The following is a 19,771-nucleotide window of genomic DNA, read 5'->3' on the forward strand; positions in this document are numbered from 1 at the left end:
AGAACAACCACACACCGCCCGGAAACCCCACACCGTGGAGCCCCCGACCCGGGGCATTTCGTTCACATCCCCGCCGCTCTCGCGCCGGGCACTTTTACTACGTTACCTCACCGTCTCCGCCGTGTCAAACCGTTTGTCCCGGTCTGTCGTGCTTCGTGCGGGTTGGCACCGACGAACGTGCGCAACGGCGAACCGCCACACCTGATCATCGGATTTCGGCAGACCGGCCGCTCTGCGGTTTCCCGCGAGCTCGCCCGGTTTCCTGCCGGCGTCAAACCTTACCCGGTCGGCTCCGCTCCACCAAATCCGCCTCGCGACAGATCCGGCGGGCCCCGCCCGGCCCGTGCCGTCCGGGAGGTGACTCCCGACCGACCCGACACCAGTGTGGTGTGGAACTCCAGGTCTTTCGCCCTGTTCGCCCCGTTCCGCGCTGGCAGAGAGAAAGTTACGCGTCTGCGGGTTTGAACGTCAAATCCGGGGGTGGCGTCCCCCGTCACACCATTCCCGCCCGGCTATCCGGCCTGGTCAGCGGCGGTGCGGCACGCTCGGCGGCTCTTCCGGGGAGGTCGTGCCCCGAGCGCACGGCGCCCCGAGCACCCCGGATGTCCCGCGGGGTCGGGCGGCGATTCCGTCAGCGCGTCGACCGGTCGGTACGCCGCCCGGCCAGCCAGGCACGGACGCCGAGCACGCCGACGGTGGTGCCGATGGCCAGGGACGCCGCGATCAGCAGGGCGTGGATCCAGAGGAAGCCCGTGGCGGGGAACTCGCCGACCGTGCCGGTGGACCAGGACCGCGGGTCCTTCCAGATGGCGACCGCGAACCTCGGCCAGATCACCCAGGTCCAGATCCCGACCCCGGTGAGGAAGAGCGCCCAGTTACGCGACAGCACCATGACTGCCGAGTATGCCAGCGCCGGGCGGGCTGGCCGGTGCGGCGGCGGGCCGGCCGAGGCCCAGGTCACGACCCGTCACGGCGGCCGGTTCCGCCATGCGACACCTGGACGCCCGCGGTCCGGCTGCCGACCCTGGCCGCCCGAGCCGGGTGCTGTTCCTGGCAGGGGCTGGAAGGCTGCGCGGAATCCGGGCCGCCCGGTGGGCGTGGCCGGTCACCTGCCGCCGAGTTGCCGGAAGGTGATCGAGTGGCGGAGGGCCGGCACCGGCGGGATGCTGTGCTGCCAGCTCGCCCGCGCCGCGCCGGCGAGCACGTACGCCGACCGCGGCGCCAGCTCCACCTCGTACACCCTGCGGTCGTCGCCGGTGCCCCGCTGGAAGCGCAACAGACAGGCGGCGCCCAGCGAGAGCCCGACCACGGTCGGCCCGAAAGCGGGGGCGTCGCGGTGCCAGCCGATGACCGAGCCCGGCGGGTACCGGGTGACCAGGGCCTGCGCGAGCGAGGTCGCCGGGACGCCGGCGAGCGCTGCGCACCGCTCCCGGACCCCGTGCAACTCCACCGGCAACGCCTCGGCCTCGGTGAGCTGGAACGAGCCGTAGTCGTAGTCGAAGCCGAAGTGGCGGACGGCCCGCCGGGCGATCTGCCCGTGCATGCGGATCTCCCGGAAGTCGAACGCGGCGAGCGCGGTGAGCAGTGACCGCTCCTCGTCGGGGTCGACCATGTCCGGCTGGTACGTCAGACCCGCCGGTCGCTCGTGGACGCCACGCATCCGTCCCATCAGCCCGACGGTAACGGCAGAGCGAGGCCGGCGCGGGCGCATCCGGCGCACCCGTTCCGCCATTTCCACAATTGCGGGACGGGGCACCGAACGGGTGGTCGCGGAAACGGGAGGCCCACCTCGGGCCGGGGGCCTCCCCAGCTCCGTCAGAAGCAGGTGCCGATTCCGCCGATCGCGGGGTTCGCCCGGTCGTGGTAGTGGATCGTGCCGGTCGGGTCGGCCATGAAGCCGCCCCAGATGATGCAGCCACCCTTGACGTACGCCCTGGTCGGGCCGGCCGCCCACAGCCTGTTGCCGTCGTCGACCTGGGTGGGCAGGTACTGCGCGGCGAGGTAGACCTGGGTACGGGTCAGCGAGCCGGCGTACGCGGACTTGACGGTGACCGTGCAGCCGTACCCGACGACGGGGTTGTACATCAGGTAGACGGTGCCGAGCCGCACGCCGGTCTGCGCGTGGTGGATCGGGTCCTGGTCCTGGACGGTGTAGCCGAGCCCGCAGAGCGCCTGCGGCGTCACCGGGTTGACGACGGCGGCCTGTGCGGTGGCCCCGGCCCCGGCGACGAGCCCGACCGCGACGGCGAGCACGAGCCCGATCCGACGAATGGTGCGGTACATCTGCGTCCCCCTCTTCTTCCTGCGACGGATACGGGACCAGAATGGTCGGCCGGCGGCCACGGAACGAATGTGGCGGGTGAACACTCCGCATTGCGCCTCGATGTGCGGTCGCCCAATTCCGACCGACGCCACCTGCGAAGAGGCATCGCCACTCATCGGCGGTCGACGACTATGACGAATTTCGCACGAGACATTTCTGTGAACCGAAAATTGCCGAATTGTTTCCTGGTCGCGTGGGTTGGGCAATGATTCCCCGACCGCGAACGACCGTCATCGGAGGTGGCCCGTGCAGCCGTCGACGTTCAACCCCTGGGCCTGGCGCGATCCGGCCGCCCTCGCCGGCGGGTACGCCGGGGCGAGCCCCGACGCCGCGCCGCCGGACGGGCCGGAGGGCGGCGGCAACGGACCCGACGCCCCGGGCCCCGGCACTCCGGTCGACCTGGTCGGCTACCGGGTGGAGGCCACCGACGGGCAAATCGGCTCGGTCGACGCGGCCAGCGACGACACCGACGCCCGCTGGCTGGTGGTGGACACCGGGCCGTGGATCTTCGGCCACAAGGTGCTGCTGCCGGTCGGCACGGTGACGCGGGTCGACCACCTGGACCGCACCGTGCACGTGGACCGCACCCGGAAGCAGGTCAAGGAGTCCCCGGCCTTCGACCCGGACGCCTACCAGGAAACCGACTACCGGGACCGGGTCGGCGACTACTACCGGGAGACCTACCGGCAGCGCTGACCCGGGGCCGGTCCCGCACGGAGCGACCGGTTACGGTAGGAAACATGGTCCGGCCGATCAGCTACGCGCCGGGGGTCGTCGACCCGGTCGACGGCCTCCCGCTCGGCGTCGTGACCACCTTCCCCACCAGCTCCGGCGACGGCCGCGAGCAGATGATCGACCTCCTTCGTGCCGGCGGACTGCGGTTCCGCGACGGCGGGCGATGGCGGTCGGCTCACTGAGCCGACCCCGACCGATCCCGGGACCCTCCCGGTCGGCGCGCGACCGCGCGCACCTCGTCCGTCACGCACGAAAGGCCTACCACCATGTCTGTTCCACGAATGCTCACCGGGGACCGCCCCACCGGGCGGCTGCACCTCGGCCACTACGTCGGCAGCATCGCCAACCGGGTGCGGCTGCACCAGCGCTACGAGAGCTTCTTCATCATCGCCGACCTGCACATGCTCACCACGCGCAACACCCGCGAGGACATCGAGCGGGTCGCGGTGAACGCCCGGGAGATGGTCACCGACGTGCTGGCCGCCGGCGTCGACCCGGCGCAGGCGACCTTCTACCTCCAGTCGGCCATCCCCGAGGTCGGCGACCTGAACACCCTCTTCCAGAACCTGGTCACGGTGCCCCGGCTGGAGCGGGTGCCGTCGCTGAAGGACATGGCCCGCGACTCCGGCAAGGAGGAGATGCCGTACGGCCTGCTCGGCTACCCGGTCCTCCAGGCCGCCGACATCCTCTGCGTGAAGGGGCAGGTCGTCCCGGTGGGCAAGGACAACGCGGCGCACGTCGAGGTGACGCGGGAGATCGCCCGGCGCTTCAACCACCTCTACGGAGAGGTGTTCCCCGTGCCGGAGATGATCGCGTCCGAGACGCCGACCCTGGTCGGCACGGACGGCCGGGCGAAGATGAGCAAGAGCCTGGGCAACGCCATCTCGCTCTCCGACGACGCGGCGACCGTCCGCCGTACGGTGATGGGCATGTACACCGACCCGAACCGGGTCCGCGCCGACGTGCCGGGCACCGTCGAGGGGAACCCGGTCTTCGCGTACCACGACATCTTCAACCCGGACCGTGGGCAGGTCGACGACCTCAAGGAGCGGTACCGGGCCGGGCGGGTCGGCGACGTGGAGGTCAAGGAGAAGCTGGCCGTCGCGCTCAACCGGTTCCTGGACCCGATCCGCGAGCGCCGGGCGCGGTTCGAGGCCGACCCCGGGTTGGTCGACGAGCTGATCGTCGAGGGCACCGAACGGACCCGGCACGAGGTGCGGCAGACGGTCGTCGAGGCGCGCCGGGCGATGGGACTGACGAGCGCGTACACCCAGGTGCGGCGGCGGGCCGAGCGGCGCCGCAAGGCCCGGGCCACGCCGGCCTGAGCGGTCGTACGCGCAGCGCCCGGCCCGGGACCGGGACCGCCCGGTTCCGGGCCGGCCGCCGCACCACCGAACTGGCGTGCATGGCCGGCCCCGAGCGGGGCAAGTGAAGCATCATGGGCGGCTGCGACACGAGGTCGTCTGCCCGCCCGGCGGCGCGAGGATCAGCCGATCGGCGGCACGGCCCTGGTGCCGTTCGGCGACTACAACGGCGACGCGAATCCCGACCTGCTCGTGCGCGACGGCAACGGGTACATGAAGGCGCACCTGGGCACCGCTACCTGTGCTCGGCATCGACGCCAACGGCGTGATGTACCACTACCTCAGCAACGGCAACAAGGGCTGGAGCGCGCGTGTCAAGGCTACGCCGGCTGGAACATCTACAACAGCGTCGTGGCCATCGGCGACCTGGACGAGGACGGCCACAACGACCTCGTCGCCCGCGACGCGGGCGGCCTCCTCTGGCGTTACTCCGGGCTCGGCAACGGTTCCTTCGCCGCCCGGGTCCAGGCCGGCAGCGGCTGGAACATTTTCAAGATCATTATCTGAGCGTGCCCGCCACGGACCGCCCCCGGACGCTCACGGCGACCGGGGGCGGTCCCGTCTCCGGGCGGAACCAGGTGCAACCCACCGGTCCGCTCGCGCGTGTGCCTGCGACGGCTGACGCCAGCCGCAGCCACGGGGATGAGAGGCGACGTGATGCCATGCCGGTCAAGCCGATGGTCGTGACGCCGGACGACGCCCGTGCCACCGACTTCGACGAGTTCTACCGGGCCAGGTTCCAGTCGCTCACCCTCCAGCTGTACGCGTACGCCGGAGACCTCGCCGAGGCGCAGGATCTCGTGCAGGAAGCCTTCTGCCGGGCGTACGTCCGCTGGCAGAAGATCCGGGACTACGACGACCCGGCCCAGTGGGTGCGGCAGGTGGCGTGGAACCTGGCCACGAGCCGCTTCCGGCGCCGCCGGACGGCGGCCAACTTCCTCCGCCGGCAGCGCCTGACGGTCGTCGACGGCCCCGATCCCGACCGGGTCGCCCTGGTCAAGGCCCTCTCCACGCTGCCGCCCAAGCACCGTCGAGCCGTCGTGCTGCACCACATGGCCCAGCTCTCCGTCGCCGAGATCGCGGCCCAGGAGGGCGTCGCCGAGGGAACCGTCAAGTCCTGGCTGAGCCGCGGGCGTGCCGCGCTGGCCAGGCAACTCAGAGGAGACGTGTCATGAGCGAGCACGACGACGTCCAGTTGATCGACGACGCCTTCGGCCGGCTGACCGCCGACCTTGGACCCACGGTCCGTCCCCCCGGCGGCGTACGCGACATGGTCGCCCGACGGCGCAGGACGCGGGTCACCACGGCGACCGTCGCCGCCGGCCTGGTGGCCGTGCTGCCGGTGGCGGCGTTCATGGGCACAGGCCGCGGCCAGCCCGGCCCGGACCCGGCCACGGTCGGGGCCAGCGCCGACACCACCGGCATGCCGAGCGCCCCGAGCGCGAGCGCCACGCCGTCACCGAGCGCGTCCCCGTCGAGGACGGTCCCGGCGCGCGGCGGCGGCCCCGTCACGGTGGCGGAGCTGACCGCCGCGCCCGTCGCCGTACCCGGCTGGCCCTGGACCGGTCCGTCCGGCGCGACCTGCGCCGACGGCCTCGTCCGGCTGGCGTCGTCGGCCAAGGTCAGCGGTGCCAGGGTGGGCGTCGTGGAACTGCGCCAGGCCGACCTCGACGGGGACGCCGAGCTGGAGACCGCCGCCCTGCTGCGGTGCGGGCACGGCGCGGAGCAGGTGGTGGCGTTCGACCGGGACGCCGCCGGCCGCGTCGCCACCCTCGGCCAGGTGGTCGCGACCACCGCCGAGATGCCGGCCATCGTCGACATCGGGCCCCGCCCGCGCGGCGGCCTCACGGCCACCGTCGCCGACTCCCGCACCGCCGTCGACCAGCAGCGCCAGGAGCGGCAGTACGCCTGGAACGGCGACGGTTACGGGCAGGTGGGCGGGGACACCAGCTTCCCGGTGAAACAGCGCCCGGTCGACCTGGGCCTGACCGTCGCCACGCCCGTCGCCGGGCCCGTCTCGGGGCCGTGCGAGGGAGCGACGCGCCACGTCTCCGTCACGTTCACCGTCACGAACCACAGCAGGCAGGTCTCCGACCGGTTCCACCTGGAGTGGCGGGGCGGGGCGTTCCTGCCGAACGGCTCGTACGACGGCCCCTACTGGCTGGACACCCCCGGCCATCCCGCGCAGGACGGCGGGCACCGGGGACTCAAGCCGGGCGAGAGCGTCGACCTGACCTTCGAGTTCGACATCGACGCCTGCGTGACCGACTGGGGCTTCACCACGGACATCCGCACCGGCCGGCCGGATCCCGACACGGGCAACAACCACGTGCTGTGGTGGCTGCGGACCGGGTGACCGGTCTGGTGGCGACGGACGGTTGTCGTTAGGTTGCAGCTCGAGCATCCTTACTGCCTTCGATCGGGGAAGTCGACGCCGTGTCGCACATCGAAAAGATCACCGGGGAGCTTCGTGCGTTGACGGCCGGAGTCGACAGGGCCCAGGGGCTGGCGGCCGCCGCCGACAAGCAGGCCCAGGAGGTGGCTCTGCGGGCCGTCGGCGCCGGCTTCGCCGCCGTGGCTGCGGGCCTGGCCCGCGTGCGGGACGCCATCGCGGGAATCCGGGGTGGCCTGGGCGGCCTCGCCACCACGCTCGGCGAGGCCGCGAAGGCGACCGCGGCCGTCCCGCAGGAGGCCACGCCGGACGAGACGACCGCCGGGCTGACCCCCGTGGGCACCGCGATCGACGGCATGCGCGGCGCGGCCGCCGCCGCCATCGCCCAGGTCGGCGAGGCGCAACGACTCGTCACCACCGTCCTGCAGGGCGGGCAGCCGGGGCCGCTGGTGCAGGCGCTGGAGAACGTCAAGCAGGTGCTGGTGCTGACGGTGCAGCGCGCCGGCACCGCCCGGCAGTTCGTCGACACGGCGATCGCCGAGGCGCGGCAGCTGGGGTCTTCGGGAAACTGACCGGGGCCGGCGGCGCCACGCCGACCGGCCCCACCCCCGCGGATCACGCCTCCACCGTCCCCGCCGCAGGCGGCGACGCCTCCAGTCTCGTGCCGTGGACCAGGCAACCCACCGGGGTTCCCGGCGGCGCACCGACCGGACCACGCACCCGCATCCCGCCCAAGGAGAGGCCAACCGAGCGACGATCGCTGGAACTGGAGAACGACTGTGCCGAAACCCTCGCCGACAGGGGCTACCGGGTCCACCAGAACCCGACGACGCAGGAGATTTCGCAGGCTCGGCTCGACACCGGTGACGCCGGGAAGGACGAAGGGGCGCCGGACTATCTCATCGAGGGCCACGTCTTCGACTGCTACTCTCCCACGCCCTTCGTGTCGCCGCGATCCGTCTGGAGTTCCGTGGCGAGGAAGATCGACCGGGAGCAGACCCAACGCGTGGTGCTCAACCTCCACGACTGGCAGGGTGATCTCGCCGCACTGCAGAAGCAGTTCGACGACTGGCCGATGCCCGATCTGAAGGAGCTGGCAGCGGTCACACCTGGCGGTGCGATCATTCAGATCGTCCGGCGGCACTGAGAAGGGGCATCATGGCGATCGAGTACCGGTTGACGCTCGCGGGTGACGTCCCGCTGGAGCCGGTGGCGGAGCTGGCCGCTCCTGGAGCGACCGAGACGTCGACGCTCTCCGGCAACCGGATGCTGCGCGCGAACCTGAACGAGGAGTGCGGATACGTCGTCACCATCGTCGCCGGCAGCCACGGCTACTACGAGGCGGAGGACGACGGCGGGCTGTGGATGTGGGAGCCGGAGACCTACGTCGACGTCGACTTCCACATGCGCAAGGACACCCTGACCGAGCAGGGAAGGCCCCACATGCTGCGGACCGTGGGTCGGATCCTGGCCGACCGGTCCGAGGACGCGGCGCTGGTCCTCAACGACAACTGGCTGATGCTGACCCGCGTCGGCGGCACGATCCGCCGGCACAACGAGGCCGACTGGTACGACGAGGCGTACGACAGCTTCCTGCCCCGCTGACCCGGTCGCCGCGACCGGCGCCGCGCCGCGGCCGGGGACGGGCGTCGGCGTCCTACCATCCGATCGTGGCGAACTTCGATACCTCGGCAGTGGTCGAGACGGTGTGGCAGCGGCAGGCCGCCTGGTCACGGGCGGCCGTCGAGGCCAAGCGCGTGATCACCCGGGCGCGCCTGGCCGTCGCCGCGCTCACCGTCGGCGCGGCCGTGTGCGGCACCCTCGCCAACCAGCTCGGGCAGACCCACCGCGGCGCCGGCCGGGCGCTCGCGATCGTCGCGGCGGCGGCGCTGCTCCTGGTGCCGGTCGCGGCCCGGTGGGCCGGCCGCGACGCGGTGCACGCATGGGCCCGGCTCCGCTCGGTCTCGGAGGCGCTGAAGGCGGACGTCTACCGCTATCTCGCCGGGGTCGCCCCGTTCGGCGGTGCCGACCGGGACGCCGTCCTGCTCGGCCGACTCGACGCGCTCATGGACGACGCGGGCGATCTGGTGGGCCATACCCTCGACGCGCCGCCGGCCGCCCGGCCGCTGCCTGCGGTCTCGGACGTGGCCACGTACCTGACGGAACGGCTGGGGCGGCAGGTCGACGACTACTACCTGCCGGGGGCCCGCCGGATGGCCCGGGCGGCGCGCCGGATCCGGTACGCCACCACCGCCCTCACGGTCGCCGCCGCCCTGATGTCCGCGACGGTCGGGGTGCTTGGTGACAACCTCGGGCTCACCGCCTGGATCGGCGTCGCGGCGGCCGTCACCACGGCGCTGGTCGGCTACGGGTCGGCCCAGCAGTACGAGCACCACCAGATCGAGTACGCCCGCACCGCCGACCAGTTGACGCGGCTGCGGGTGGCCCGCGAGGCCGGGCGGGGCTGGACCGGCGACGACGCGTTCGTCGCGGAGACGGAACGGATCATCTCGCTGTCCAACGAGGGGTGGATGGCGAAGATGATCGAGCAAGATGGCGCTGCGCAGCAGTGACATCACGCGCTGTGCCATATAGCATCGTCGATAGTGTCGTTGACCGTCGCCGTGGACGGCGTCCGTCCACTCCCGACCCAAATGGGGGAACCGACGTGAATCGCACCGTACGCCAGCCCGATCCGACACCGCCGCCACTGGACGACCTCCGGCGCACCCCGCTCGGCCGGATCTCCCTCGACCGGGCCCGGTCCGTCGCCCGCGTGACCACCCGCAGGGAGGACCGTCCGGCCCGTGTCGATGTCGCGGCCTTCATCTCTGCGATCTGACCCGGCCGGGGCGGGCGGCGAGCCGACGGGGCGCGTCGCCCCGCTGTCGCAGTATGTGCTCAAGCTGGTCAGCCGCTGCGACCTCGCCTGCGACCACTGCTACGTCTACGAGCACCCGGACCAGTCGTGGCGACGCCAGCCGCGGATGATGGCGCCCGAGACGGTGGAGGCCGTCGCGGGACGGATCGCGGAGCACGCCGCGGCGCACCGGCTCGACGGGGTCCGGGTGGTCCTGCACGGCGGCGAGCCGCTGCTCGCCGGCGCCGCCCGACTCGACGCCACCGCCGCCGCCCTGCGCCGCGCCGTCGACCCGGTGGCGCGGCTCGACCTGCGCATGCAGTCCAACGGCGTGCTGCTCACCCCGGCGATCTGCGACGTGCTGGTCGCCCACGACATCAAGGTCGGGATCTCGCTCGACGGGGACCGGGCCGCCAACGACCGGCACCGCCGGCACGCCAACGGGGCGAGCAGCCACCGCCAGGTGCTGCGGGCCCTGGCGCTGCTGCGCAGTCCCGCCTACCGGTCCGCCTACGCGGGCATCCTCTGCACCGTCGACGTGGCCAACGACCCCATCCGGGTGTACGAGGCGCTGCTGGCCGAGGAGCCGCCGCACGTCGACTTCCTGCTGCCGCACGCCAACTGGGACAACCCGCCCGCCCGCCCCGACGGCCGCGCCACGCCGTACGCCGACTGGCTGCTGGCCGTGCACCGGCGCTGGCTGGCCGACGGGCGCCCGGTGCCGATCCGCCTGCTGGAGTCCCTGATCTCCACCGCGTCCGGGCACGGCAGCCGCAGCGAGGCGGTCGGGCTCGGCCCGGCCGACCTGGTAGTCGTCGAGACCGACGGCACCTTCGAGCAGGTCGACTCGCTCAAGTCGGCCTTCGAGGGCGCGGCGGCCACCGGCCTGGACGTGTTCCGGCACCGGGTGGACGACGCCGCGGCCCACCCCGGGATCGCCGTCCGGCAGACGGGCCTGGCGGGGCTCTGCGCGACGTGCCGCGCGTGCCCGGTGGTGCGGCACTGCGGCGGCGGGCTCTACGCCCACCGGTACCGGGCGGGCAACGGCTTCGACAACCCGTCCGTCTACTGCCCGGACCTGCTGAAGCTCGTCCGCGTGGTGACGGCGGCCCCGGCCGTCGACGAGCCGGCCCGCCCGGCCGACTCGCTCAGCCCGGACGTGCTCGACGACCTCGGCGCCGGGCCGGGGACGGCGGGCTCGGCGGAGCAGCTCGCCGCGATCCACCTGGCGCTGGTGCGCGCCCTGCTGGTCGCCCTCAGCGACCGGGCCGGCTCCGACCCGGTCGCCGCGGAGGGATGGCGGCTGCTGGTCGACCTCGACGACCGACGCCCGGAGGCGGTCCGCGCCGTGCTGACCCACCCGTTCGTGCGGCGCTGGGCCCGGCGGTGCCGGGACGGGGCGGCCGACGTGTCGTACCTGGCCTGCGTGGCAGCCGCCGCCGCGGTGCACGCCCGGGTCCGGGCCGACCTGCCCGTGCCGGTGCGCGACGGGCTGGTCGGCCTGCCGACGCTCGGCGCGATCGCCGGCCGTGCCGAGCGGGGCGTCGTCCGGCTCGCCACCGACGAGGGTGACGTCCGGGTCGGTGGCCGGCGGGTCATCCCCGACGCCGGCCGGGACGGCGACCCGGCGCGGGCGGACGGCCCGGACGGTTGGCTGCCGGTGCGTGCGGTCGGCGTCGACGGGCACCGGCTGCTGCTGGAGGACACGGACCCGCACCGGGACTGCTACGACGTCCCGGTGGAGCCCCGGCTGGACGGCCCCGCCGCCCTGGGGTGGACGCGACAACTGGAGCGGGCGGTCCGGCGGATCGACGTCGAGGCGCCCGACTACGCGGCCGGGGTCCGCACCCTGCTGCGGGCCGTCGTGCCGCTGCGCGCGGACGGCACCGGCCGGTTCCGCAGCGCCGCCGCCGGCGCGGCCTTCGGCGCGGTGGCCGTCACCGCCGTACCCGACGACGCCACCCTCGCCGTGCTGCTCGTGCACGAGGTGCAGCACCTGAAGCTCAGCGCGGCGCTGGACGTCTGCGACCTGTTCGACCGCGACGACACCCGGACGCTGACCGTGCCGTGGCGCGACGATCCCCGGCCGGTCGAGGGCGCGCTGCACGGCGTCTACGCCCACCTGGCGGTTGCCGACGTGTGGCGGAGGCGGCCCGGCCCGGTCGCGGAGGGGCACTTCCGCCGCTACCGTGACTGGACCGACGGGGCGATCGACGCCCTGCTCGACCTCGGCGTCCTGACGGCCCCCGGCGACCGGTTCGTCCGACGGATGCGCGCGACGGTGGACGGGTGGCCGTGACGGGCGGTGCCCTGCCGAGCGTGCGCCGGGCCGACCCCGCACCGGGCCGGCACCCCGCCCTCGGGCGCGGGGCGCTGGCCGAGGGCCTGCGCGAGCTGGGATTGCCGCCGGGCGCCACCGTGCTGGTGCACTGCGCCCTGTCCCGGGTCGGGCCGGTCGCGGGCGGCCCCGCGGCCCTGCTGGGCGCCCTGCGGGACGTGCTGGGAGAACGGGGCACGGTGGTCGTACCGGCCCAGACGGCCGGCAACTCCGTCACGTCGCGGGCGTTCCGGGCGGCGACCGCCGGGCTGACCGGGCCCGAGGTGGCGGCGGTGGAGGCGGCGATCGCGCCGTTCGACCCGGACCGCAGCCCGTCGGAGGGGATGGGGATCTTCGCCGAGCACGTACGCCGGCAGTCGGGCGCGTTGCGCAGCCGGCACCCGCAGACGTCCTTCGCCGCCCTCGGCCCCGGGGCGGCCCGGCTGACCGCCGTCCACGACCTCGCCTGCCACCTCGGCGAACGCTCGCCCCTCGGCGCGCTCTACGCCGCCGACGCCGTCGTGCTGCTGCTCGGCGTCGACTGGTCCGCCTGCACCGCGTTCCACCTGGCCGAGTACCGGCTGCGCCGGCCGCCCGCCGAGCGGGCGTACCGGTGCTACGTGCGCGGCCCCGACGGGCGGCGGGTCCGGCGGGACTTCCACGCCCCGGACCTCGACGATGCCGACTTCCCGCTGATCGGCCGGGCGCTGACCGACGCCGGAGGGGCGCGGCGCGGCCGGGTCGGGGGCGCCGAGTGCCGGCTGGTGGGCCTCCGGGCGGCGGTCGACTTCGCCCGGGGGTGGATGGATGAACACCGAGGGTGACGGGCGGGGCAGCCAAAAGTTGGCGGCTGTCGATAATGTGGGCAGCCGGGACTCGCTGCGCCGGTCGGGAGCGGTAGGTGACAGAGGAAACGTACTGGGAGGACGAGAGCGCCCCCGTGTTCTTCCTCAGCTACGCCCGCACGAAGAACCGGGTGGCGGCGCCGCCGCGCGACACCAACCAGAAGGTCTTCCAGCTCTTCGTCGACCTCTCCGACCACGTCGTGGAACTGCTCGGCCTCGGCCCCGGCCGGACGGCGGGCTTCATGGACCGGATGCTCGACGGCGGGCAGGTGTGGACGGAGGACCTCGCCTTCGCCGCCGGCCACTGCCAGGTCTTCATCCCGTTGATCTCGCCGCAGTACCTGAACAGCGCCTGGTGCGCACGGGAGTGGGACGCCTTCACCCGGCGGCGGATGCTGACCCGCCCGGGCGCCGAGCCGTCCGCGGGGGAGACGCCGGTGATCCCGGTCAACTGGTCGGTGGTGGACCGTCGACGCCTGCCGGAGGTCGTGTCGCGGCGGCAGATGTTCACCCCCACCCGGCTGCCCTCGGACATCGCCCCGCAGTACCACGACGAGGGCATCTACGGCCTGCTGAGCCTCGGCAAGAACGGCAAGGACGCCTACGACGCGGTGGTCTGGCGGCTGGCACAGCGGATCGCGCGGGCGTACCAGACGCACTGGGTGCGGGCGCAGGTCCCGGGCGACGTGCGGCAGTTGCGCGACACGTTCAAGGAGGTCGGGCATGACGTGGTCTGACCTCCCGCAGTCCCGCGCCGTCCCCCGCCGGGAGACCTACTTCTTCCTCAGCTACGCCCACTCGGTGCCGTTGTCGGCCGCACCCCGGCCGGACACCGACTACTGGGTCAGCCGGTTCTTCCAGGACCTGGCTGCGGCCGTCCGGCACGGCGCCACGAGGACCGGTGACCTCGACGCCGGTTTCTTCGACGGTCTGGTCAGCCCCGGGGCGGATCTGCGGCAGACGCTCACCGAGGCGCTCAGTCTCACGCACGTCTTCGTGCCGCTGCACTCGCCCAACTACTTCCGCAACGCCTGGGCTCTGGGGGAGCGCGAGTCGTTCCGCAGCCGACTCACCCGGCTGGGCCCGGCGCGTGCCGACCGGCACCTCCTGCCGGTGCTGTGGCTGCCGTTGCCGTCCTGGGGCGACCGGCCGGAGACCACGCAGGCCCTCGACCTGGTCGCCGACGCCGACGACCGCGCCGACTACGCCGAGAACGGCCTGCGCGCGCTCTGCAAGCTCAGCGCCTACCGGCGGCAGTACGAGCGGGTCCTCACCGCGCTGGCGAAGCGGATCGTCACGGTGACGGAGACCCAGCCGCTGCCGCGCTCCCGGGCGGCGACGCTGGCCAGCCACCTGGTAACCGACAGCGGCGGCCCGGCGCTGGTGGTCACCACCCTCACCGACCACGCGCGGTGGCAGCCCTACGCGGGGCAGCACGAGCTGGCGGTGGCCGACTACATGGCCGCGACCGCCGAGCGGCTCGGCCTGCCCACCCAGGTCGTCGACCTGGCGCAGGCCCGGGCCCTGGCTCCGGAGAGCCCCACCGTCGTGCTGGTGGACGCCGCCACCGGCGCCGCCGCGGCCCGGTCGGCGCTGGAGGGCATGCCCCGGTGGGTGGTCCCGTTGGTGATCGCCGCCGAGCACGAGCGTGGCGAGCCGGTCCCGGAGTCGATCGCCGGTACGTTGCAGGACGCTGGTTTCCCCCGGGTGCTGCCGGCGCGCGCGATCGACGAGTTCGAACGCTGCGCGCCGCTGTTGGTGACCGAGGCCCGCAAGCAGTTCCTCCGGCACGGCCCGGTCGACCCGCCGGACGGGCCGGCCGCCCCGAAGCCGAGCCTGCGGCCGGTCCGGCCGACCGGGGCACCGCCAGGAAGCAGCCCGACGCCGCCGGTGCGGCCGTTCGACGTCACGCGAGGGAAGGACGAACGATGACGCCATCGCGCGAAGGCCAGGTCGTCACCTTCTACTCATACAAGGGCGGCACGGGCCGCACCATGGCACTGGCCAACACCGCGTGGATCCTCGCCGCGAACGGCCAGCGGGTGCTCGTCGCCGACTGGGACCTGGAGTCCCCCGGCCTGCACCGGTTCTACGCCCCGTTCCTCGACCCGGAGCAGGTCGCCACCACCGGCGGCGTGATGGACCTGATCCTCGACTACGAGTGGGAGAACGCCCGCCGGCGCAAGGAGGACGGCGCCGAGAGCACCCGCCCCGGCGACTGGCACCGCGAGTACGCCCGGGTCCACCGGTACGCGTTCTCGGTGGGGTGGGAGTTCCCCGGCGGCGGCAGCCTCGACCTGCTCCTGGCCGGCCGGCACAACCCCGACTACGCCACCAGCGTGACCGGCCTGAACTGGGACAACTTCTACAACCGGCTGGGCGGCGCGCAGTTCTTCGACGCGCTGCGCGAGGACATGAAGCGGCACTACGACTACGCCCTCATCGACAGCCGCACCGGCATCAGCGACGTCGCCGAGATCTGCACGATCCACCTGCCGGACGTCCTCGTCGACTGCTTCACCCTCAGCGACCAGGGCATCGACGGCGCCGCGGCGGTGGCCGCCCGGGTCCGCGACTACGAGGGCCGGCGGGCGCGGCGGGTACTGCCCGTGCCGATGCGGGTCGACGACGGGGAGAAGGGCAAGCGGGACGCCGGCCGGGCGCTGGCCATGCAGCGGTTCACCGGCCTGCCCGGTGGCATGACGGACACCGAGCGGCAGCACTACTGGCTCACCGTCGAGGTGCCCTACCGGGCGTACTACGCGTACGAGGAGACGCTGGCGACCTTCGGCGACGAGCCGGGTGGCCGCACCACCCTGCTGAGCGCGTACGAGACGTTGACCAGCCACATCACGAACGGCAGGATCACCGGGCTGCCCCGGATGGACGACCAGTTGCGCCGGCAGACGGTGCAGCGCTTCGAGCGCAAGCCGGCGGTCGTCGACGAGCTGGTCGTGCTGCGTCACGTGCCGGAGGACCACGTCTGGGCGGAGTGGGCGCAGTCGGTGTTGAACTCGGCGGACCTGCGGGTGGTGACCGCCCCGCTCGACGACCCGGCGCCGGTGCCGCCGGGCACGGCGTTCCGCGAGCTCCGCCTGGTCTCCCGGTCCTACCAGTCGGCCCGACGCGCCCTCGGCGTGCCCGAGAGCGACCGCGGCGCGCCGGCCTGGCTGGCCGTGTACGTCGACGACACCCCGCCCGTCCCGGACGTCCCGATCGGCAGTTGGACGGCCGTGCACGACCTCACAAGCGAGGAGGCCGCCGCGCACCTGCTGAAGCTGGTCGGGCGGACGGTGGGCACGGCCGGTCTGCGCCCCGCCCGCTTCCCCGGGGTACGCGCCGCGGTGTTCAACGCGCCGGCCCGCAACGCCCGCTTCACCGGGCGCGAGGAGCTGCTGCGCCGACTCCGGGAGGAGCTGAAGGCGGCCGGCGGCGGCGGTACCCCGGTCGCGCTGCGGGGCGGCCCGGGCCTCGGCAAGACGCAGCTCGCCATCGAGTACGCCCACCGGTTCCGGGGCGCGTACGACATCATCTGGTGGGTCGCCGCCGACCCGCCGCAGTTCGTCGACGTGCGCATGGTGGAGCTCAGCGAGGAACTGGGCCTGCCGACCCAGACGACGATGCCGGAGACCAACCGCGCCCTGCGGCAGCGGCTGAGCCAGACCGAGCGCCGCGCGGACGGCACCGCGCCGCCGCACTGGCTGCTGATCTTCGACAACGCCGACCAGTACGAGCACGTCCGGCCGTACCTCCCGCAGGGCAACGGCCACGTGCTGGTCACCACCCGCAACCCGGACTGGGGCGACCTGGCGCGGGCGGTGGACGTGGACGCGTTCGAGCGGGCGGAGAGTGTGGCGCACCTGCGCGCCCGGCTGGGCGAGCACCTGATGAGCATCACCGAGGCCGAGCAGGTCGCCGACGCCGTGGAGAACGTGCCGATCTTCGTCGCCACGGTCGGGGCGTGGCTGGCCGACACCCGGACGCCGGTCGACGAGTACCTGGCCGGGCTCCGCCGCACCGGCCTGGAGACCGAGGTCTGGGACCTCCCGCTGCAACGGCTGAAGGAGGGCTCGCCGGGGGCGTACCGTCTCCTGCAGCTCGCGTCGGTGCTCGCCCCCGAGATCTCCCTCGACCTGCTCTACGGCGACCAGGTCGCCCGGGTCATCGCCCCCCACGACCCGGTGGTGGCCGCCCGGGTCGCCGACCGGGTGTCCGAACGCGACATCGCGGCGGCACTGGTGCAGCGGATGAACAAGCTCGCGCTGATCAAGCTCGACCCGCACGCGCACCGGGTGCAGGTGCACCGGCTGCTGCAGGCCGCGCTGCGCGCCCGGATGTCCGACGACGAGCTGGTCGCGGCCAAGCACGAGGTGCACCAGATCCTCGCCGGCTCCCGCCCGCCGGGCGAGGTGGAGGACCCGGCGAACCAGCAGCGGTTCCGCATCCTCTGGCCCCACCTCGACGGCTCCGACGCCATCTCCTGCGAGGACGACGACGTCCGGCAGCTCGTCATCGACCGGGTCCGCTACATCTACGTCAACGGCGGCTACGAGCAGGGCGAGCGGTACGCGCGGGAGACCGACGCCGTCTGGTCGGCGCTGCTGGGAAAGCTGCCGCCGGACGGGCCGGAGCACCGCAAGCTGCGCGTCCAACTGCTGCACCTGCGGTTCAACCTGGCCAACCTGCTGCGCCGGCTCGGGCGGTTCGAGGAGGCCCACGGGCTGGACGAGGACACCCTGCGCCAGCAGGAGGCGCTGATCGGCGACAGCCACCCGTACACGCTGATGACCGCGGGTGGCTTCGGCGCCGACCTGCGTACGCTGGGCCGATACCGGGAGGCCCTGGAGTGTGACCTGCGGACGTACGCCGCGTCGGTCGAGGTCTTCGGCGAGGACCACCGGCGGACCCTGACCGCGGCGAACAACCTGGCCGCCTCCTACCGGCTGATGGGCATGTTCGACCGGGCCCTCGACGGTGACCAGGCCACCAACCGCCGGCTGCGGGTCGTCCTCGGTCCGGAGCACCCGAACACCCTGGCGTCGGCCAACAACCTCGCCCGCGACCTGCGGGAGACCGGCGACTACGAGGGTTCCGTGGCGCTGCTGCGCGAGGTGGTGACCGGCTACCGCAACCTCTTCGGCGACCACTCCCGGGACGTGCTCACCGCCCAGGCCAACCTGGCCGTGTCGCTGCGCAGCACTGGGGAGATCGACGAGGCGGCCCACCTGCTCGACGAGACCTACCAGCGGCTGCTGGCCACCCTCGGGCCGGCCAGCCCGGACACCCTGTTCAGCTGGCTCAGCCGGACGGCGAACCTGATGCTGCAGGGCCACAGCGCCCAGGCGCTGGCGGAGCTGGGCGAGGTGGAGCAGATGTTCGTCCGGGTGTTCGGGCCCGAGCACCCGTACTCCCTGGTCTGCCGGGTCAACCTGGGCGTGGCCCTGTGGGACGCCGGCGACACGGGCGCCAGCCGGCCGCTCACCGATGCCACGGCGGCGGCCCTGCTCGCCACGCTCGGCGACCGGCACCCGTTCACCATGGCGGCGTCCAACAACGTGGCGGTCTTCACCATCCTCGCCGGCGACCCGGAGGAGGGGCGCGAGCGGCTGCGGGCCGTGGTCGAGCGGCTGGCCGAGGTGCTCGGGCCCGAGCATCCCGACACGCTGCGCAGCCGGGGCAACCTGGAGACCGCCAACCAGGCCGCCTCTGGCGGGCGAGTGAGCATCGGCCGGATGCGGATCGCCGACCGGCTCGCCAACCGGATCGGGCAGCACCACCCCAGCGTCGTGCTGCTGCGGGACGGGCGGTACGTGCGCCGGGTCCTCGACCCGCACCCCTACTGACCGGGCCGCGCCCCGATCAGCAGGTCACCGCTCAGCGCCGAGGCGGGGTCGGTGAGCCAGCGCAGGATGCGCGGCAGTTCCTCGACCGCGTCGAAGTGCGCCGCGCCGGGCCGGATCTCCATCTCGGCGCCGGGTATCTGCGCGGCCAGCCAGCGGCCGTGGCTGACCGGGGCGAAGTTGTCGTCGGCGCCGTGCCACAGCCGGACGGGCGTCACGGTGGTGTCGATCGCCTTGAGGTCGAACGCCCAGTTGCGGCGGAAGGCCAGCACGTCGTCGATCCACCCGTACGGGCCCGCGCGGAGGGCCTCCTCGTAGGTGTCCGTGATCAACCGGCGCAGCGCGGGGTCGTTGACCGCCCGACGGTCCGCCGCGCTCATCTCCGTCCGCAGATCCGCCAGCAGGAGCCGGGGATCCGCGGCGGCCCGCTCGGCGCGCTGGCGGATCTCCTCCACCACGGCGGCGGTGTCGGGGGTGCCCACCCCGAACCCTCGGACGTTGCCGGTGTTCATGCCCCCGACCCAGTCCAACTCCATCGCGTTCCACGGGGCGAGGCTGACCAGCACCGCCACCCGGGCCACCCGGCCGCGCAGCTCGGCGTCCGCCGCGCAGGCGAGGGCGTGCGGGCCACCCCCGGAACGGCCGACCACGGCGAACTGCTCCACGCCGAGGTGGTCGGCGATCGCCTCGACGTCGCGGGCGGCGTCGGCGACGTCCCGGCCCTCCCGCCGGTCGGAGTCGCCGTAGCCGGGGCGGTCGTAGGCGATCAGCCGGACGCCCATGCGATAGAGCACGATGCTGCGGGGCTTCGGGCCACGGCGGCTGCCAGGTGTGCCGTGGAGCAGGAAGACGGGGAATCCGTCGGGCGCGCCGGTCACCTCGTACGCCACGCGTCTGCTGTCCTCGCGTGTGGCGAAGTCGGCCCCTGGCTCGCCGTCTCGGGTCACACCATCCTGCCCTTCGGTGCCGCAACCAGCCAATACTCGCAACCCGGCATCGAGTGAAGGCGATGTCTGGCGGCCCCACTCAGCAAATGAGCCTAATGGTCGGCCCGGTCGCGCCGCTATGGCGAGGTTCAACAACCGGCCGGATCTG

General features: G+C 73.4%; 19 protein-coding genes. 15 read left to right on the forward strand and 4 right to left on the reverse strand.

Annotated elements, in window-relative coordinates; translation table 11 throughout:
- Nucleotides 1-631: 631 nt before the first annotated feature.
- From ACGF5C_RS23080 to ACGF5C_RS23090, 3 genes are all read right to left on the reverse strand, one after another.
- Nucleotides 632-892, reverse strand: coding sequence for an SCO4848 family membrane protein (locus ACGF5C_RS23080; RefSeq protein ID WP_393304684.1), 261 nt, complete (start codon nucleotides 890-892; stop codon nucleotides 632-634).
- A 213-nt stretch (nucleotides 893-1,105) separates the two neighbouring features.
- Nucleotides 1,106-1,669: an alpha-ketoglutarate-dependent dioxygenase AlkB gene (locus ACGF5C_RS23085; RefSeq protein WP_393304686.1), complete on the reverse strand. Its 564-nt coding sequence runs from the start codon at nucleotides 1,667-1,669 to the stop codon at nucleotides 1,106-1,108.
- Between the two features lie 146 nt (nucleotides 1,670-1,815).
- Nucleotides 1,816-2,283, reverse strand: coding sequence for a hypothetical protein (locus ACGF5C_RS23090; protein ID WP_393304687.1), 468 nt, complete (start codon nucleotides 2,281-2,283; stop codon nucleotides 1,816-1,818).
- A gap of 286 nt (nucleotides 2,284-2,569) precedes the next feature.
- Between ACGF5C_RS23090 and ACGF5C_RS23095 the strand changes: the two genes are divergently transcribed.
- The 15 genes from ACGF5C_RS23095 to fxsT all read left to right on the forward strand — a co-directional run bounded on the left by ACGF5C_RS23095 (nucleotide 2,570) and on the right by fxsT (nucleotide 18,679).
- Entirely contained in the window at nucleotides 2,570-3,019 is a 450-nt protein-coding gene (locus ACGF5C_RS23095) for a PRC-barrel domain containing protein (protein ID WP_393304689.1), read from the forward strand.
- A gap of 44 nt (nucleotides 3,020-3,063) precedes the next feature.
- Nucleotides 3,064-3,240, forward strand: coding sequence for a hypothetical protein (locus ACGF5C_RS23100; RefSeq protein WP_350712322.1), 177 nt, complete (start codon nucleotides 3,064-3,066; stop codon nucleotides 3,238-3,240).
- Between the two features lie 84 nt (nucleotides 3,241-3,324).
- The gene (trpS, locus tag ACGF5C_RS23105) at nucleotides 3,325-4,383 is read left to right on the forward strand and encodes a tryptophan--tRNA ligase (protein ID WP_393304691.1); all 1,059 of its coding nucleotides are present in this window, start codon (nucleotides 3,325-3,327) and stop codon (nucleotides 4,381-4,383) included.
- 186 nt (nucleotides 4,384-4,569) lie between these two features.
- Nucleotides 4,570-4,929, forward strand: a complete 360-nt coding sequence (locus tag ACGF5C_RS23110; RefSeq protein WP_393304693.1) for an FG-GAP repeat domain-containing protein — start codon at nucleotides 4,570-4,572, stop codon at nucleotides 4,927-4,929.
- Between the two features lie 155 nt (nucleotides 4,930-5,084).
- Nucleotides 5,085-5,597 (forward strand): SigE family RNA polymerase sigma factor, encoded by a 513-nt coding sequence (locus ACGF5C_RS23115; protein ID WP_393304695.1) that lies wholly within the window; start codon nucleotides 5,085-5,087, stop codon nucleotides 5,595-5,597.
- Nucleotides 5,594-6,778: a hypothetical protein gene (locus ACGF5C_RS23120; protein ID WP_393304697.1), complete on the forward strand. Its 1,185-nt coding sequence runs from the start codon at nucleotides 5,594-5,596 to the stop codon at nucleotides 6,776-6,778. The genes ACGF5C_RS23115 and ACGF5C_RS23120 overlap by 4 nt, the downstream gene beginning before the upstream one ends.
- An 80-nt stretch (nucleotides 6,779-6,858) precedes the next feature.
- Nucleotides 6,859-7,386: a DUF6244 family protein gene (locus ACGF5C_RS23125; RefSeq protein ID WP_393304699.1), complete on the forward strand. Its 528-nt coding sequence runs from the start codon at nucleotides 6,859-6,861 to the stop codon at nucleotides 7,384-7,386.
- A gap of 152 nt (nucleotides 7,387-7,538) precedes the next feature.
- Nucleotides 7,539-7,961, forward strand: coding sequence for a hypothetical protein (locus ACGF5C_RS23130; protein ID WP_393304855.1), 423 nt, complete (start codon nucleotides 7,539-7,541; stop codon nucleotides 7,959-7,961).
- Between the two features lie 11 nt (nucleotides 7,962-7,972).
- Complete coding sequence (locus ACGF5C_RS23135) at nucleotides 7,973-8,419, forward strand: SitI3 family protein (protein WP_393304701.1); 447 nt, start codon at nucleotides 7,973-7,975, stop codon at nucleotides 8,417-8,419.
- Nucleotides 8,420-8,484: 65 nt separating this feature from the next.
- Nucleotides 8,485-9,387, forward strand: a complete 903-nt coding sequence (locus ACGF5C_RS23140; protein WP_393304703.1) for a DUF4231 domain-containing protein — start codon at nucleotides 8,485-8,487, stop codon at nucleotides 9,385-9,387.
- 240 nt (nucleotides 9,388-9,627) lie between these two features.
- Nucleotides 9,628-11,973, forward strand: a complete 2,346-nt coding sequence (locus ACGF5C_RS23145) for an FxsB family cyclophane-forming radical SAM/SPASM peptide maturase (protein ID WP_393304857.1) — start codon at nucleotides 9,628-9,630, stop codon at nucleotides 11,971-11,973.
- A 20-nt stretch (nucleotides 11,974-11,993) separates the two neighbouring features.
- Entirely contained in the window at nucleotides 11,994-12,815 is an 822-nt protein-coding gene (locus tag ACGF5C_RS23150) for an aminoglycoside N(3)-acetyltransferase (RefSeq protein ID WP_393304858.1), read from the forward strand.
- Between the two features lie 77 nt (nucleotides 12,816-12,892).
- Complete coding sequence (locus tag ACGF5C_RS23155; protein WP_393304705.1) at nucleotides 12,893-13,573, forward strand: TIR-like protein FxsC; 681 nt, start codon at nucleotides 12,893-12,895, stop codon at nucleotides 13,571-13,573.
- Nucleotides 13,560-14,768 carry a TIR-like protein FxsC gene (locus ACGF5C_RS23160; protein ID WP_393304707.1) on the forward strand — a complete coding sequence of 403 codons (1,209 nt, stop codon included), beginning with the start codon at nucleotides 13,560-13,562 and terminating at the stop codon, nucleotides 14,766-14,768. Before ACGF5C_RS23155 ends, ACGF5C_RS23160 begins: the two co-directional genes overlap by 14 nt.
- Nucleotides 14,765-18,679: an FxSxx-COOH system tetratricopeptide repeat protein gene (gene fxsT, locus ACGF5C_RS23165; RefSeq protein WP_393304709.1), complete on the forward strand. Its 3,915-nt coding sequence runs from the start codon at nucleotides 14,765-14,767 to the stop codon at nucleotides 18,677-18,679. The genes ACGF5C_RS23160 and fxsT overlap by 4 nt, the downstream gene beginning before the upstream one ends.
- Here the strand turns inward: fxsT and ACGF5C_RS23170 are convergent.
- The gene (locus ACGF5C_RS23170; protein ID WP_393304711.1) at nucleotides 18,673-19,623 is read right to left on the reverse strand and encodes an alpha/beta fold hydrolase; all 951 of its coding nucleotides are present in this window, start codon (nucleotides 19,621-19,623) and stop codon (nucleotides 18,673-18,675) included. The genes fxsT and ACGF5C_RS23170 overlap by 7 nt on opposite strands.
- Nucleotides 19,624-19,771 lie beyond the last annotated feature (148 nt).

The organism is Micromonospora sp. NPDC047620 (genome assembly GCF_043205005.1).
In the GTDB taxonomy this organism is placed as follows: Bacteria; Actinomycetota; Actinomycetes; order Mycobacteriales; family Micromonosporaceae; genus Micromonospora.

Excerpts from the sequence above, each read along its gene's own strand:
- ACGF5C_RS23080 (WP_393304684.1), bottom strand. The coding sequence starts at position 892 with ATGGTGCTGTCGCGTAACTGGGCGCTCTTCCTCACCGGGGTCGGGATC.
- ACGF5C_RS23085 (WP_393304686.1), bottom strand. The coding sequence starts at position 1,669 with ATGGGACGGATGCGTGGCGTCCACGAGCGACCGGCGGGTCTGACGTAC.
- ACGF5C_RS23090 (WP_393304687.1), bottom strand. The coding sequence starts at position 2,283 with ATGTACCGCACCATTCGTCGGATCGGGCTCGTGCTCGCCGTCGCGGTC.
- ACGF5C_RS23100 (WP_350712322.1), top strand. The coding sequence starts at position 3,064 with ATGGTCCGGCCGATCAGCTACGCGCCGGGGGTCGTCGACCCGGTCGAC.
- trpS (WP_393304691.1), top strand. The coding sequence starts at position 3,325 with ATGTCTGTTCCACGAATGCTCACCGGGGACCGCCCCACCGGGCGGCTG.
- ACGF5C_RS23115 (WP_393304695.1), top strand. The coding sequence starts at position 5,085 with ATGCCGGTCAAGCCGATGGTCGTGACGCCGGACGACGCCCGTGCCACC.
- ACGF5C_RS23120 (WP_393304697.1), top strand. The coding sequence starts at position 5,594 with ATGAGCGAGCACGACGACGTCCAGTTGATCGACGACGCCTTCGGCCGG.
- ACGF5C_RS23135 (WP_393304701.1), top strand. The coding sequence starts at position 7,973 with ATGGCGATCGAGTACCGGTTGACGCTCGCGGGTGACGTCCCGCTGGAG.
- ACGF5C_RS23145 (WP_393304857.1), top strand. The coding sequence starts at position 9,628 with ATGTCGCGGCCTTCATCTCTGCGATCTGACCCGGCCGGGGCGGGCGGC.
- ACGF5C_RS23160 (WP_393304707.1), top strand. The coding sequence starts at position 13,560 with ATGACGTGGTCTGACCTCCCGCAGTCCCGCGCCGTCCCCCGCCGGGAG.
- fxsT (WP_393304709.1), top strand. The coding sequence starts at position 14,765 with ATGACGCCATCGCGCGAAGGCCAGGTCGTCACCTTCTACTCATACAAG.